Source organism: Streptomyces sp. NPDC091416 (genome assembly GCF_044756845.1).
Classification (GTDB): Bacteria; Actinomycetota; Actinomycetes; order Streptomycetales; family Streptomycetaceae; genus Streptomyces.
Genome location: NZ_JBIVTU010000001.1, coordinates 880,485 through 895,471, shown reverse-complemented (window position 1 = coordinate 895,471; position 14,987 = coordinate 880,485). Strand labels below are relative to the sequence as shown.

The 14,987-nt window shown below is 72.8% G+C and carries 12 protein-coding genes; 9 read left to right on the top strand and 3 right to left on the bottom strand.

The window, feature by feature from the left end; translation table 11 throughout:
• Position 1 precedes the first annotated feature (1 nt).
• Positions 2–817: a hypothetical protein gene (locus ACIQMX_RS03830; protein ID WP_363067036.1), complete on the top strand. Its 816-nt coding sequence runs from the start codon at positions 2–4 to the stop codon at positions 815–817.
• Positions 818–900: 83 nt separating this feature from the next.
• Here the strand turns inward: ACIQMX_RS03830 and argG are convergent, their stop codons facing one another.
• Both argG and ACIQMX_RS03820 read right to left on the bottom strand, forming a co-directional pair.
• Positions 901–2,346: an argininosuccinate synthase gene (argG, locus tag ACIQMX_RS03825; protein ID WP_363067037.1), complete on the bottom strand. Its 1,446-nt coding sequence runs from the start codon at positions 2,344–2,346 to the stop codon at positions 901–903.
• Between the two features lie 138 nt (positions 2,347–2,484).
• Entirely contained in the window at positions 2,485–2,865 is a 381-nt protein-coding gene (locus ACIQMX_RS03820) for a hypothetical protein (RefSeq protein WP_402474737.1), read from the bottom strand.
• Between the two features lie 417 nt (positions 2,866–3,282).
• On the opposite strand from ACIQMX_RS03820, the gene ACIQMX_RS03815 reads away from it, so the two are divergent.
• Positions 3,283–5,166: an ABC transporter ATP-binding protein gene (locus tag ACIQMX_RS03815; RefSeq protein ID WP_402475585.1), complete on the top strand. Its 1,884-nt coding sequence runs from the start codon at positions 3,283–3,285 to the stop codon at positions 5,164–5,166.
• A 276-nt stretch (positions 5,167–5,442) separates the two neighbouring features.
• Here ACIQMX_RS03815 and ACIQMX_RS03810 read toward each other — a convergent pair whose 3' ends face one another.
• Positions 5,443–6,426 (bottom strand): AsnC family transcriptional regulator, encoded by a 984-nt coding sequence (locus ACIQMX_RS03810; RefSeq protein WP_363067040.1) that lies wholly within the window; start codon positions 6,424–6,426, stop codon positions 5,443–5,445.
• A gap of 133 nt (positions 6,427–6,559) precedes the next feature.
• Between ACIQMX_RS03810 and ACIQMX_RS03805 the strand changes: the two genes are divergently transcribed.
• From ACIQMX_RS03805 to ACIQMX_RS03775, 7 genes are all read left to right on the top strand, one after another.
• The gene (locus ACIQMX_RS03805) at positions 6,560–8,044 is read left to right on the top strand and encodes an MFS transporter (protein ID WP_402474733.1); all 1,485 of its coding nucleotides are present in this window, start codon (positions 6,560–6,562) and stop codon (positions 8,042–8,044) included.
• Between the two features lie 150 nt (positions 8,045–8,194).
• Entirely contained in the window at positions 8,195–10,042 is a 1,848-nt protein-coding gene (gene glmS, locus ACIQMX_RS03800; protein ID WP_402474731.1) for a glutamine--fructose-6-phosphate transaminase (isomerizing), read from the top strand.
• Positions 10,043–10,070: 28 nt separating this feature from the next.
• A complete protein-coding gene (locus ACIQMX_RS03795) occupies positions 10,071–10,439 on the top strand; it encodes a holo-ACP synthase (protein ID WP_219572931.1) in 369 nt (122 codons plus the stop codon).
• Positions 10,440–10,468: 29 nt separating this feature from the next.
• Positions 10,469–11,935 (top strand): NAD(P)H-hydrate dehydratase, encoded by a 1,467-nt coding sequence (locus tag ACIQMX_RS03790; RefSeq protein WP_402474728.1) that lies wholly within the window; start codon positions 10,469–10,471, stop codon positions 11,933–11,935.
• Between the two features lie 32 nt (positions 11,936–11,967).
• Positions 11,968–12,354, top strand: a complete 387-nt coding sequence (locus ACIQMX_RS03785) for a DUF488 family protein (protein WP_363067044.1) — start codon at positions 11,968–11,970, stop codon at positions 12,352–12,354.
• Positions 12,355–12,436: 82 nt separating this feature from the next.
• Positions 12,437–13,606: an alanine racemase gene (gene alr / locus ACIQMX_RS03780; protein WP_363067045.1), complete on the top strand. Its 1,170-nt coding sequence runs from the start codon at positions 12,437–12,439 to the stop codon at positions 13,604–13,606.
• A gap of 126 nt (positions 13,607–13,732) precedes the next feature.
• Complete coding sequence (locus tag ACIQMX_RS03775; protein WP_402474724.1) at positions 13,733–14,953, top strand: alpha/beta fold hydrolase; 1,221 nt, start codon at positions 13,733–13,735, stop codon at positions 14,951–14,953.
• Positions 14,954–14,987 lie beyond the last annotated feature (34 nt).

Genomic DNA, 14,987 nt, shown 5'->3' with positions numbered 1-14,987 from the left:
CATGAAAGCAGCAGGCAGAACCGGCGCCGTGATCACGCTGGCGGGGGCCCTCGCCCTCGTACCGATCACGGCGCCGACGGCGCAGGCCGCCGATACCGGGATCACGGTGTCGCGGATCGTCGTGAACGGCGGGAAGTCCGTGGTCGTGGGCACGTCGGACGTGCAGGAACCGTCCCTCTCGTTCAGGATCACCCTTCCGTCGGGATACAGCACCGCCAACCCCTTCGCGTACTCGGCGGATCCGTTCCTGTACCACGACACCACCCCCGCAAAGGGTGCGTACGGCGGCGGTCTCTACTCGGGTGGCTACACCTGTTACGAGAAGAGCTCCCGGATCGCGGACTGCGAGGGCACCGTGCGCATCGATCCGTACTACCGGCTGGACTCCAACAACGACGCGACGACCTGGAAGATCGGCGTCGCGGCAAGGCTCTTCAAGAGCAACGGGCAGCTCAAGGCCGAGGAGTACACGGCCACGTCCGGCCGCGTCCAGATCAAGCGCTGGGCCAGGGCCACGGTCAACGCCTCCCCGGAGCCGGTGGCCAAGGGGAAGACGCTCACCGTGACCGGCAGCCTCACGCGGGCCGACTGGGTGAAGCACAAGTACACCGGCGTCGCCTCGGGGCTCGCCCGGCTGCAGTTCTGCAAGAAGGGCAGCACCGTCTACACGACCGTGAAGTCCGTACGGTCGAGCTCCACGGGTGCGCTGAAGACGACCGTCAAGGCGTCCGTCGACGGTTACTGGCGCTGGACCTTCGGCGGGTGGGACACCACGGGAAGCGCCACGTCGTCCGGCGACTACATCGACGTGCGCTAGCGGGTGGCGGCACAACGCGAAGAGGCCGGTCCGGCGCACAGGGCACCGGACCGGCCTCTTCTCATGTCGTCATTCGCGTCGTACTAGTCCGTGCCGGACTCCATCGCGGCGCGGTCCAGCATCTCGTCGGCCTCGGAGACCTCGCCGCGGGAGGCGATGGCCTGGGCGCCGCCCTCGGGCAGGGAGCCGATCAGGCCGGTCGCCGCGGCCTGGGCCGCGCCGATGGCCGGGTTGGCGGTGCCGATCAGGCCGAGGCCCGCGTACTGCTCCAGCTTGGAGCGGGAGTCGGCGATGTCGAGGTTGCGCATCGTGAGCTGGCCGATCCGGTCGACCGGGCCGAACGCGGAGTCCTCGGTGCGCTCCATGGACAGCTTGTCCGGGTGGTAGCTGAACGCCGGGCCCGTGGTGTCGAGGATCGAGTAGTCCTCGCCGCGCCGCAGCCGCAGCGTGACCTCGCCGGTGACGGCGGTGCCGACCCAGCGCTGGATCGACTCGCGGACCATGAGCGCCTGCGGGTCCAGCCAGCGGCCCTCGTACATCAGACGGCCCAGGCGCCGGCCCTCGTTGTGGTACTGGGCGAGGGTGTCCTCGTTGTGGATCGCGTTGACCAGGCGCTCGTACGCGGCGTGCAGCAGGGCCATGCCCGGGGCCTCGTAGATGCCGCGGCTCTTGGCCTCGATGATCCGGTTCTCGATCTGGTCCGACATGCCCATGCCGTGGCGGCCACCGATGGTGTTCGCCTTCATCACCAGGTCGACGGCGGTGTCGAACTTCTCGCCGTTGATGGTGACCGGGCGGCCCTGGTCGAAGCCGATCGTGACGTCCTCGGTCTCGATCTCGACCGACGGGTCCCAGAACTTCACGCCCATGATCGGGTCGACGGTCTCCACACCGGTGTTCAGGTGCTCCAGGGTCTTCGCCTCGTGGGTGGCGCCCCAGATGTTGGCGTCGGTGGAGTACGCCTTCTCCGTGCTGTCGCGGTAGGGCAGGTCGTGGGCGACCAGCCACTCCGACATCTCCTTGCGGCCGCCGAGCTCCGTCACGAAGTCCGCGTCGAGCCAGGGCTTGTAGATCCGCAGGTGCGGGTTGGCGAGGAGGCCGTAGCGGTAGAACCGCTCGATGTCGTTGCCCTTGTACGTGGAGCCGTCGCCCCAGATCTGTACGTTGTCCTCAAGCATCGCCCGGACCAGGAGCGTGCCGGTGACGGCGCGGCCGAGCGGCGTGGTGTTGAAGTACGCCCGCCCGCCCGAACGGATGTGGAACGCGCCGCAGGTGAGCGCGGCCAGCCCTTCCTCGACGAGCGCCGCACGGCAGTCGACCAGACGCGCGAGCTCGGCGCCGTAGGCCTTGGCGCGGCCGGGCACGGAGGCGATGTCGGGCTCGTCGTACTGGCCGATGTCGGCGGTGTAGGTGCACGGGACGGCACCCTTGTCGCGCATCCACGCGACCGCGACCGAGGTGTCGAGGCCGCCCGAGAAGGCGATGCCGACGCGCTCGCCGGTGGGCAGGGAGGTGAGGACCTTAGACATAGGAAGATTATGCATCATCTCGCATGATCATGCAAAGCGAGTTCCTGTGCCCCGAAAACTCACCCTCACACGGCACCCCCGGGCCGTGCCCCGAGGCGGCAGCGAAGTCGTCGGCGACGCTTCCGTCCGGCCGTCCGTTCAGAACCGGCCCAACGCCAGACCGGCGAAGAAGGGAACGGGGATCAGCACCGTCATACCGAGCCAGACGCGCATCGACCAGCGCTCCTGGCGCGGCATGAGGACGTCGACCACGACTGTCAGGGCCAGGACGACGAGGCCGCTTGCCGCGGCAGCCTCCTTGTAGAAGGAGGCGAGGGCGTACGTGTCCCGGTCGCAGCCCGGTCCGCCGGTGGTGGTGCCGTTCGTGCAGTCCATCGGCAGGTAGTGCGTCACCAGCCAGTGGATGAACGTGCCGGGGAGGATCGCGCACACCCCGAGGGCGAGATTGGCCCCGGCGGCCACCCATGGTCCGCCCCCGGCCCGGCTCCCGCGATCGGTACCCGCGTCTTCGCTGCGCATGACTGCCCCCTGCGGCTTGGCGTGTACGGGCGTAGATGATCAGAGGCGCCCGCAGGGTTCCCCGGGCCGGGGACGCCTGGGCCGGCTTCGTCGCGTACACATCGGCCGGCTGGCCGCCGGTACGCAGCTCCCGCACGCCCCGAGGACCCGCCGCGCACACCCGCGCGGCGGGTCCTCGTCGCGTGACGGGCGCCGGAAAACCCATCCGTCACAGGCGTTTCAAGCGTCGGCGATTCGGCCACAGCCCGACGCTTCGCGGCTGCCCCGGTGCACGGGCGGGACCCGCGAACCCTTGTCGTTGCTGAGGCCGTACGCGTCCGGAATCGAGCGCGTTCGAATCCTCGCAGGCGTCGTTAGGCCGTGCACCGCCGAGCCATCCAGGTGCGGCACCGAGTCCCAGGAGGGACGCAGGTGACTGTGACTGACGCCTTGACCGCGCACTCGGATACACCCCCACCCCCACCCCCGGCCGAACTCGACTTCCAGGGCAAGCACGGCAAGAACCCGCTGGCAGAAGCCGGTTTCCGCACCATGTGCGGGCGACTGCCCGCCGTCCTGAAGCACACCGTCCGACGTGCCTGGGCGGTGGACCGGACCGCCGTTCTCGTTCTCCTTCTCTGCCAGCTCCTCACCGGCGCCGCGGCCGCCCTCACGCTTGCCTTCACCGCGAGGGCGATGACGTACCTGTTTGCCGCAGATCCCGTTTCCGAACGTCTGCACGGCGCTCTGCCCGCCCTGGTCGTGGTGACCGTCGCGGCGGGGGCGGGGCGCATCGGCATGGCGTTCGCCTCGTACGCCGAACGCCGCATCACGCCGCTGCTGATGACCGAGGCCGATGTGGCGCTGGTCGCCGCCGTGTGCCGGGTCGAGGCGGCGGCGTACGGCGAGGACGGCTTCGCGGACCGGCAGGAGGCCGCCGAAGTGGGCGTCACCCGCACCACCACCCTGGTCAGCGACGCCCAGCGGTTCATGGCCGCCGGTGTCCGCATGGTCGCCGCGGGCGGCGTCATCACCGTCCTGCACTGGGTCATGCTCCCCGCCCTGCTGCTCGCCGTGCTCCCGGCCGGGATCGGCGCCGTCCTCCGGGCCCGCGTCGACTACGAGACCCACTACCTCAACGTGGGCGACCGCAACGTGCGCGGCATGACGCGCTGGTGGGCGACCTCCGCCCGGTACGGCGACGAGGTCCGCGCCAACGGCATGACCGGCTATCTCCTGTACTGGTACCGGGCGCTGTCCGAGCGCATCGACCGGCGCACGCTGGCCGCCGCACCGCGCCAGTTGCGCATCGACGTGTCCACCAGCGCTGTCAGCGGTGTCTTCCTGACGGGCACCTGGGCCCTCCTCGCCTGGCTCGCCATCACGGGCACCGTCCCGCTGCCGGTCGCCGCGACCGCCGTCCTCGCCGTCCAGACCACCCTCGTCGCGCTCTCCCAACTCGTGATCCAGGGCGCCGCGCTGTTCCACACCTCGCTCTACCTCGCCGACATGCGCGCGTTCCTCGACATGGCCGACGCGCGCGCCCCGAAGCGCGGAGAGCTGACGATTCCGGAGCAGGTGGACGAGATCCGGCTCGACGAGGTGGTCTACCGGTACCCGGGGAAGGAACAGCCCGCCGTGAACGGCGTCTCCCTGAGCCTGCGCCGGGGCGAGATCCTGGCCGTGGTCGGCGAGAACGGCTCCGGCAAGTCCACGCTCACCAAACTCATCACCGGCCTCCTCCTCGCCGACAAGGGCCGTGTGCTGTGGGACGGCGTGGACCTGGCGCGGGCCGACGCCGAAGCCGTCTGGAAGCGGACCGCGCTCGTGCCGCAGAACTTCGCCACCTGGCCACTGCGGGCCCGCGAGAACATCACGCTCGGCCAGCCCAAGTCGTGGGACGACGAACCGGTGTGGAAGGCCGTCGACGCCGTGGGCATGCGCGAGGCCATCGAGGAGCTGCCGCGTCGGCTCGACACCCTGCTCGCCCGTGAACTGTTCGGCGGGGCGGAACTCTCCGGCGGGCAGTGGCAGCGGCTCGCGTGCGGACGCGCGCTGTACCGGCGGACCCCGCTGCTCATCCTGGACGAGCCGACCTCGCAGATGGACGCGCGCGGGGAGCACCAGATCTTCCTGGAGATCAAGCGGCTGGCCGCCGACTGCATGACGATCGTCGTGACCCATCAGCTGGAGAACACGCGGCTGGCCGACCGGATCATCGTCATGGAGCACGGGCGGGTGACCGAGGAGGGGACGTACGAGGACCTGATCCACGCCGGGGGCCTGTTCGCCGAGCTCGTCGCCCTGGCCAAGGACCGGTGAGGGCCGGCCCGGTCCGCTGAGGGGGCCGGAGCGGGCCGCCGAGGGCCTGCCGGTCGCGTCCTCGTGCCGAAGGGCGTCATCGCCACGCGGCGATGACGTCCTGCGGACCCCCGGGCGCGGCCAGTTCCTCGGCGGCCGTACCCGTCGGCGGGCGACGGCTGACCGCGACCGGGGCCGCGCCCTCCGCTCCCGGTACTTGCGGCGATACCGGAGAAGGTCCGCGCGCCGGATCCGATGGCCCGGAGCACCCGCCCTGCCCGGAGGCGTCGCCTCCGGCTACCCCCGGAACGGCTGGTACGTCAGCTGCTTCACGCGCCGCAGGAACGGCATCGATTCCACGTGCTCGACCCCGTCCAGCGCACCCAGCCGCTCGCTCAGATAGCGGTACAGATGGCCCGAGTCGCGGGTGATCACCACCGCCACCAGGTTCGACGGCCCGGTGGTCGCCGCCGCGTAGGCGACCTCCGGGTGCGTGGCGAGGGCCTCGCCCACCGTGTGGAGGGCGCGGGGTGCGGCGGTGATGCACAGCATGGTCGGGTGGCGGAAGCCGAAGGGGTCGGAGTCGAACTCGACGTCCACGTACAGCGCGCCCGAGGCCACGAGCTGCGCCATGCGGCGCCTGACCGCTGATTCGGAGCGGCCCGTCGCCTTCTGGAGTTCGGGGTAGGTGGCCCGGCCGTCCGCCTCCAGCGCGGCGACCAGCGGTTCGTCCTCGGCGGTGATGAAAGCGGGTCCGGGGTGGTCCGCAAGTGGCGCGGTGGCGAGGGCGGCCGCCTGCTCGGGGGAGAGCGCGCCGCTCTTGTGGAGCCAGCCGGACGGGCCGCCGTAGAAGCGGTGAATCAGCTGATGGGCCCGGATGTCGACGATGTGCGGGGTACGCGGCAGCTTGCCGAGGAGCAGGTCGTCGGCGTCGTCGCGGGAGCGGACGTTGGCCGTGCACGTCACCTCCGTACCGCCCGAAGTGAGGCCGATCCACGCCGTGTCCGGGCGCTTGGCCAGGGCTTCGGCGATGGCCGTCGCGCCTTCGGGCGCACAGCGCACGCGCAGCAGCCAGTGGTCGAGCGAGTCCTCCGCGGCGGCGCAGCGGACCCCGACGACCCGGAGCCCCGCCCGGGACCGCAGCCTGCGGAAGCGCCGCGCCACGGTCTGGTCGGAGACGCCGAGCACGGCGGCGATCCGGCTGAACGAGGCGCGCGCGTCCAGCTCCAGGGCGTGCAGGATCCGCAGATCGAGGGAGTCGCCCACTGCGTTGGATTCCATGGCTGATGGCCCCTTCGGTGTCGGATTCCGGCGAATGCAGGGCTCCAGCCGGTGGTTTCTGCCGCTCCTCTCCGATCGTACGGGAGTGGTCGCCGGCCACGCCGAAGCCGAACAGCCGTACAGGGAGAAACACATGCGCAAGTGGGGGCCGCTCACCGCGGTCTGTCTGGGGACGTTCATGCTGCTGCTCGACGTCACGATCGTCATCGTGGCGCTGCCCGACATGGCGCGGGCGCTGGACGCGTCGCTCTCCGATCTGCAATGGGTCATCGACGGGTATGCGCTGGCGCTCGCCGCGCTGCTGCTCGGCATCGGGGCCGCCGCCGACCTGCTCGGGCGGCGGCGGGTCCATGTGGTGGGCGTCGCGCTCTTCGCCCTCGCCTCACTGGGATGCGGGCTCGCGTCGTCGCCCGCGCTGCTGGTTGCCGCGCGCGGGGTCCAGGGGGTGGGCGCGGCCGCGATGTTCGCGACCACGCTGCCGTTGCTGGCCTCCGTCTACCAGGGCAGGGACCGGTCCGTCGCGCTCGGGCTGTGGGGTGCGGTGAGCGGGGGCGCCGCCGCGATCGGGCCGGTGGCCGGCGGACTGCTGACCGAGGGCCCCGGGTGGCGCTGGATCTTCTTCGTGAACCTTCCGGTCAGTGTGGTGGCGGTCTGGCTGACGGCCCGGACCGTGCCCGAGTCGCGCGGCGCGCGGGGCCGGCGGATCGACTGGGCGGGGACCGCGAGCTTCGCGGTGTTCGCGGCGGCGGCGACGTACGCCGTCGTACGGGCGGGGGGCCTGGGCTGGACGTCGGGGCGCACGCTCGCCGCGTTCGGGGTTGCCGCGCTCGCGCTGCTCTGCTTCGTGCTCGTCGAGCGGCGCGCCGAACACCCGCTGCTGGACTTGTCGTTGTTCCGGAAGTCCGCGTTCACCGGGGTGATGGCCGGGGCGTTCGCGTACAACCTGGCGGCCTTCGCCGTTCTCCCGTACACCTCGATCTGGCTCCAGACCGTGCTCGGGCTCAGCCCCGTCCGGGGCGGCCTGGCGCTGCTGCCGCTGGCCGCGACCGCGTTCGTCGTCGCCGCCCTCGGCGGGCGGCTGCTGCACGGGGTGCGGCCGAGGCTGACCATCGGCGTCGGGCTCGCCCTGATCGGCGCCGGCACGCTCGGCCAGGCGGTCCTCGGCGCGGGCTCCTCATGGCCGGCGCTGCTGCCGGGGCTGGTGGTCGCCGGTATCGGCACGGGTCTGGTGTCCCCGGCCCTCGCGGGCGCCGCGCTCGCCTCCGTACCGCCGGAGCGGGCGGGCATGGCGGGCGGCGCGGTCAACACGTTCCGCCAGCTCGGGTACGCCCTCGGGGTGGCCGTGCTCGGGACGGTGCTGACCTCGCGGATCGGCGAGACGCTGGGAGAGGAACGGTCCCACGCGCTCGCGGGCGGCGGCGCGTCGGGGCTGCGGGCGGCGGGGGCGCCGGAGCACGCGCTGCGGGCGGCGTTCGCCTCGGGGCTGAACACGGCGGCTGTGGTGGCCGGGGCGGTGGGGGTTGTCGCGGGGGTGGCGGTGCTCGTGCTCGTGAAGGAGGAGCGGGGGTCCCGGCACGGTGCGGAGGTCCCGGTGCCGGAGCCGGTGCGCGCGGGGTAGGCGCGGGGCGATGGCGGCGTCCCGCCTTCGGCGGCCCCGTGTCCGCGATCGCCCGACGGGCCGGGTCGGCGCTCGGTCTGTGGGCTTGAAAAGACCGTTGCTTCTGCGACTATGCGAAGAACAGGGCCAGGTGACCAGGAAAGGACCACTATGTGCGGAATCGTGGGTTACGTCGGTGGGCAGTCGGCGCAGGACGTCGTCGTCGCCGGTCTCAAGCGGCTGGAGTACCGGGGGTACGACTCCGCGGGGATCGCGATCCTGGCCGACGGGGGGCTGGCCGCCGCCAAGAAGGCCGGGAAGCTCGTCAACCTGGAGAAGGTGCTGGTCGAGCAGCCGCTGCCGGCCGGGAGCGCCGGGATCGGGCACACCCGGTGGGCCACCCACGGCGGGCCCACCGACACCAACGCCCACCCGCACCTCGACAACGCCGGACGGGTCGCCGTCGTCCACAACGGGATCATCGAGAACTTCGCCGCACTCCGTGCCGAGCTCGGCAAGCGGGGCCACGACCTCCTCTCCGAGACCGACACCGAGGTCGTCGCCCACCTCCTCGCCGAGGCGTACTCGCAGAGCGCGGACCCGGCGGAGGCGATGCGGCAGGTCTGCCGGCGCCTCGAAGGAGCCTTCACGCTCGTCGCCGTGTTCGCGGACGCGCCCGACGTGGTGGTCGGGGCCCGGCGGAACTCGCCGCTCGTCGTCGGGGTGGGCGACGGCGAGGCCTTCCTCGCCTCCGACGTCGCCGCGTTCATCGCCCACACCCGTTCCGCGGTCGAGCTCGGCCAGGACCAGGTGGTCGAGCTGCGGCGGGAGGGCGTCGTGGTCACGGGGTTCGACGGGGAGCCCGCCGAGGTGCGTGAGTACCACGTGGACTGGGACGCCTCCGCCGCCGAGAAGGGCGGGTACGCCTCCTTCATGCTCAAGGAGATCGCCGAGCAGCCCAAGGCCGTCACCGACACCCTCCTCGGCCGGATCGACCCGGAGGGCACCCTCCACCTCGACGAGGTGCGGATCACGCGGGGCGAACTGCGCGAGGTCGACAAGGTGGTCATCGTCGCCTGCGGCACGGCCTTCCACGCGGGGATGATCGCCAAGTACGCCATCGAGCACTGGACCCGCATCCCGTGCGAGACCGAGCTCGCCAGCGAGTTCCGCTACCGCGACCCGATCCTGGACCCGCACACCCTCGTCATCGCCATCTCGCAGTCCGGCGAGACGATGGACACCCTGATGGCGCTCCGCCACGCCCGTGAGCAGGGCGCGAAGGTCCTCGCCATCTGCAACACCAACGGCTCGACCATCCCGCGCGAGTCCGACGCCGTGCTCTACACGCACGCCGGCCCCGAAGTCGCCGTCGCCTCGACCAAGGCGTTCCTGACCCAGCTCGTGGCCTGCTATCTCGTGGCCCTGTATCTGGGCCAGGTCCGCGGGACCAAGTGGGGCGACGAGATCCGTACCGTCATCCGTCAGCTCTCCGAGATCTCCGGCTCCGTCGACCGGGTCCTGGAGACGATGGAGCCGGTCCGGGAGCTGGCCCGGTCGCTGGCCGCGCACGACACGGTGCTCTTCCTCGGCCGGCACGTCGGCTACCCCGTCGCCCTGGAAGGCGCGTTGAAGCTCAAGGAACTCGCGTACATGCACGCCGAGGGGTTCGCCGCGGGCGAGCTCAAGCACGGGCCGATCGCGCTCATCGAGGACGGTCTCCCCGTCGTCGTCGTGGTGCCGTCACCGGCCGGGCGCTCCGTGCTGCACGGCAAGATCGTGTCGAACATCCAGGAGATCCGGGCCCGCGGCGCACTCACCGTCGTCATCGCCGAGGAGGGCGACGAGGAGGTCGTCCCGTACGCCGACCACCTCATCCGGATCCCCGCAACGCCTACGCTGCTTCAGCCGCTGGTCGCCACCGTGCCGTTGCAGGTCTTCGCCTGCGAGCTGGCGACGGCCCGCGGCAACGAGGTGGACCAGCCGCGCAACCTGGCGAAGTCCGTCACCGTGGAGTGAGTCATCAGCCAACAGTGAGGGTGCGTACGTGATCATCGGGGTCGGGATCGATGTGGCGGAGATCGAGCGGTTCGACGCGGCGCTGGAACGTACGCCGAATCTCGCCCAACGCCTCTTCATCGAGAGCGAGTTGCTGCTGCCCGGTGGTGAGCGGCGCGGAATCGCCTCGCTGGCCGCCCGGTTCGCCGCCAAGGAGGCCCTCGCCAAGGCGCTCGGCGCGCCCGCCGGGCTGCTGTGGACGGACGCCGAGGTGTACGTGGAGGAGAGCGGGCAGCCCCGGCTGCGGGTCCGGGGCACCGTCGCCGCGCGCGCGGCCGAGCTGGGCGTGCGGCAGTGGCACGTGTCGCTCAGTCATGACGCCGGGGTCGCCTCGGCGGTGGTGATCGCGGAGGGGTAGAGGGACGGAACCTTGCGTACGTTGGACCCATGCGTACCGCCTACAGCGTCTCCACCGTACGGGCCGCCGAACAGGCCCTGATGGCAAGGCTCCCGGAAGGCGCGCTGATGCAGCGCGCCGCCGCCGGACTCGCGGCCGCCTGCGCCGACCTGCTGCGGCGCGGCGGCCGCGTCTACGGCTCCCGCGTCGTCCTCCTCGTCGGCAGCGGCGACAACGGCGGCGACGCGCTGTACGCGGGCGCCCGGCTGGCCCGGCGCGGCGCGGGCGTCGTCGCCGTGCGGGTGTCACCCGGCCGGGCCCACGAGGGCGGGACGGCGGCGTTGCTCGCGGCCGGCGGACGGGTGATGGACGTGGGGGAGGTGGCCCCGCACCGGGACTGGGGCGGCCACATCGACCTCGTCGTCGACGGCATCACCGGCATCGGCGGGCGCGGCGGACTGCGGCCGGACGCCGCCGCCGTGGTCGAGCACTACGCGGCCCACGGGGTGCCCGTCCTCGCCGTCGATCTGCCGAGCGGTGTCGAGGCCGACAGCGGTGAGGTGCGGGGGGCCGCCGTGCGCGCCGACGCCACCGTCACCTTCGGCGCGTACAAGCCGGGACTGCTCGTCGACCCGGCCGCCGAACGGGCCGGCGCCCTGCGCCTCGTCGACATCGGGCTCGGCGCCGAACTCCCCGAGGTGCCCGACCTGGAGGCGCTCCAGTACGCGGACGTCGCGGCCCTGCTGCCCGTGCCCGCCGCGGAGAGCGACAAGTACCGGCGCGGCGTCGTCGGCATCGTCGCCGGATCGGCCCGCTACCCGGGGGCCGCGGTGCTCGCCGTCTCCGGGGCGCTGCGCGGCGGGGCGGGGGCCGTGCGCTACGTCGGGCCGGGCGGCGACGCGGTGATCGCGCGGCATCCGGAGACCCTGGTCCACGCGGGCCCGCCGTCGAGGGCCGGACGCGTCCAGGCCTGGGTGGTCGGTCCGGGGCTCGGCGACGGCACGGACGCCGTCGAGGCGGTCTCCGACGTGCTGGCCACGGACGTGCCCGTGCTCGTCGACGCGGACGGGCTGCGGCTGCTGGACGCCGACGTCGTACGGGCCCGCACCGCGCCCACCGTCCTGACCCCGCACGCCGGGGAGGCCGCGGCGCTGCTGGGCGTACCGCGCGAGGAGGTCGAGGCGGGGCGGCTCGCCGCCGTACGCGAACTCGCCTCCCGGTTCCGCGCCACGGTTCTGCTCAAGGGGTCGACCACCCTCATCGCCACCGACGCCCCGCGCACGCCCGTGCGGGTGAACCCGACCGGCACCTCCTGGCTGGCCACGGCGGGCAGCGGCGACGTGCTCTCCGGGCTGACCGGTTCGCTGCTCGCCGCGGGCCTCGCCCCGCGCGACGCCGCCTCCGTCGGCGCGCATCTCCACGGCCTCGCCGCCCGGCACGCGTCGGACGGCTCACCGGTCGCCGCGCAGGACGTCGCGGAGGCCATCGCGGCGGCATGGCGCGACGTACGGGCCTGAGTGATGCTGGGAGCGGCGAGAGGGGAATGCCCGTGACCGGCAGCAGCGACCTGCGCGTACGCAGGGTGTACGACCCCCAGGAGGACGGCGACGGCACCCGCGTCCTCGTCGACCGGCTGTGGCCGCGCGGCGTCTCGAAGGACCGGGCCGCGATCGACAAGTGGCTCAAGGACCTCACCCCGTCGGACGAACTGCGCTCCTGGTACCACGAGGACCGTTCCGAGAACCGGTACGACGCCTTCGTGGACCGCTACCGCGCCGAGCTCGCCGACCCCGTGCACACGGCGGCCGTGGACGAACTGACGGCGCTGGTCCGCACGGGCGGACCGGTGACGCTGGTCACGGCCGTCAAGGACGTCCCGCACAGCCATGTGCCGGTCCTCGTCGACCATGTGGAACACCGGTTGCACCGCCGCTGACGTGCGCGTCCACCCGCGTGCCGCGCCCTGCCGCGGCCGACGCCCGAAGGCCCTGCCGCGCGCCAGTGAGACACTGGGCGCGATGAACGAGACAGCGTCCTTGAGAGCCCGTGCCGAGATCGACCTCGCCGCACTCCGCGCCAACGTGCGCGTTCTGCGTGCCCGGGCGGCCGGTGCGCAACTCATGGCCGTGGTCAAGTCCGACGCCTACGGGCACGGGGCGGAGCGCTGCGCCCGCGCCGCGCTCGAAGCGGGCGCCACCTGGCTCGGCACGGCCACCCCGCACGAGGCGCTCGCCCTGCGCGCGGCCGGTCTCGGCGGCCGGGTGATGTGCTGGCTCTGGACGCCGGGCGGGCCCTGGCGCGAGGCGATCGAGGCCGACATCGACGTGTCGGTGAGCGGCATGTGGGCGCTGGACGAGGTCACCGCCGCGGCGGCGGAGGCGGGCCGGCCCGCCCGGGTCCAGCTCAAGGCGGACACGGGCCTGGGCCGCAACGGCTGCCAGCCCGCCGACTGGGCCGAACTGGTCGCCGCCGCCCGGACCGCCGAACAGGCGGGCACCGTCCGTGTCACCGGTCTCTGGTCCCACTTCGCCTGCGCGGACGAACCGGGGCACCCCTCGATCACCGCCCAGCTGGACACCTTCCGCGACATGGTGGCGTACGCGGAGAAGGCCGGCGTCGAGCCCGAGGTGCGGCACATCGCGAACTCCCCGGCGACGCTGACGGTCCCCGCGTCGCACTTCGACCTGGTGCGGACCGGGATCGCCATGTACGGCATCTCGCCCAGCCCCGAGCTGGGCACCCCGGCCGATTTCGGACTGCGCCCCGTGATGACGCTCGCCGCGTCCATCGCCCTGGTCAAGCGGGTCCCGGCCGGCCACGGCATCAGCTACGGGCACCACTACACGACGACCGCGGAGACCACGCTCGGCCTGGTGCCGCTCGGATACGCGGACGGCATCCCGCGCCACGCGTCGGGCCGCGGCCCGGTGCTGGTCGGCGGTGTCCGGCGGACGGTCGCGGGCCGGGTGGCCATGGACCAGTTCGTCGTCGACCTCGACGGGGACGAGCCGGCGGTGGGCAGCGACGCCGTGCTGTTCGGCCCGGGGGACCGGGGCGAGCCGAGCGCCGAGGACTGGGCGCGGGCCGCGGACACGATCGCGTACGAGATCGTCACCCGGATCGGCGGACGGGTGCCGCGCGTCTACCGGGACGACGAAACGCCGGAGGGCCGCTCGGCCGGGTCCTGACCGGATACGCGCCCCTGACCAGGCACGATCGGAGAAGGGTCCCGAGCCGGCCGGACGAGAACGCAGGACCTCGGGCGGCCCTGACCGACCCGACGGACACGACACGACCGACGAGGAGCGCGGCACGTGAGCGAGATCAGCGCGGGGGACGCGGTGGCGACGGCCGCTTCGGCGGCCGGCTGGCGCCGGGCGGGGATCGCCGGGGCCGCCATAGGTGTGATCGCCGCGGGCGCGGCGGCCGGGGTCGCGGTCGAGCGGCTGACGGTCGGCCGCGGCATGCGCAAGCGGGCCAGGCTGGCGCTGGACGCCACCGGACCGTACGGCTCGCTGCGCGGGCTGCCGGGCCGGGCGACGGCCGACGACGGCACCGAGCTGTACTACGAGATCGACGAGGTCGACCCGGGCAGCGGCAAGGGAACGGGCGGCACGCCGCCCGGCTCCGCCGCCGGCCCGCGCAGACGCCGCCTCTTCGGACACAAGGCGCCCGCCCCGGTGACGGTCGTCTTCAGCCACGGCTACTGCCTCAGCCAGGACTCCTGGCACTTCCAGCGGGCTGCCCTGCGCGGCCTCGTGCGTACCGTCCACTGGGACCAGCGCAGCCACGGCCGCTCCGAGCGCGGCCGGGCGCAGGCGCAGGGCGTGCACCTGCGCTTCGACCAGCTCGGCCGCGACCTCAAGGCCGTGATCGACGCGGCCGCCCCCGAAGGACCCCTGGTACTGGTCGGGCACTCCATGGGCGGCATGACGATCATGGAGTTCGCCGACCAGTACCCGGCGCTCATGCGCGACCGGGTCGCCGCCGTCGCCTTCATGGGCACGTCGAGCGGGAAGCTCGGCGAGGTCAGCTTCGGGCTGCCGGTGGCGGGCGTGAACGCGGTGCGGCGGGTGCTGCCCGGCGTGCTGAAGGCGCTCGGCTCGCAGGCGGAGCTGGTGGAGCGGGGGAGGCGGGCGACGGCGGATCTGTTCGCCGGGCTGATCAAGCGGTACTCGTTCGGCTCGCGGGACGTGGACCCGGCGGTCGAGCGGTTCGCCGAGCGGCTCATCGAGTCCACGCCGATCGATGTCGTCGCGGAGTTCTACCCCGCCTTCATCGCGCACGACAAGAGCAAGGCGCTGCCGCTGTTCCGGGACCTCCCGGTGCTGATCCTGGCAGGCGACAAGGACCTGGTGACACCCAGCTCGCACAGCGAGGCGATCGCGGACCGGCTGCCCGACGCGGAGCTGGTCATCGTCCCGGACGCCGGGCATCTGGTGATGCTGGAGCACCCGGAGACGGTGACGGACCGGCTGGCGGACCTGCTGGTGCGGGCCGGGGCCGTACCGGAGTCCTCCGAGGCGCGCGGGTGAGGGCCGGAGCGGTACCGGAAATCCTCTAACGTTG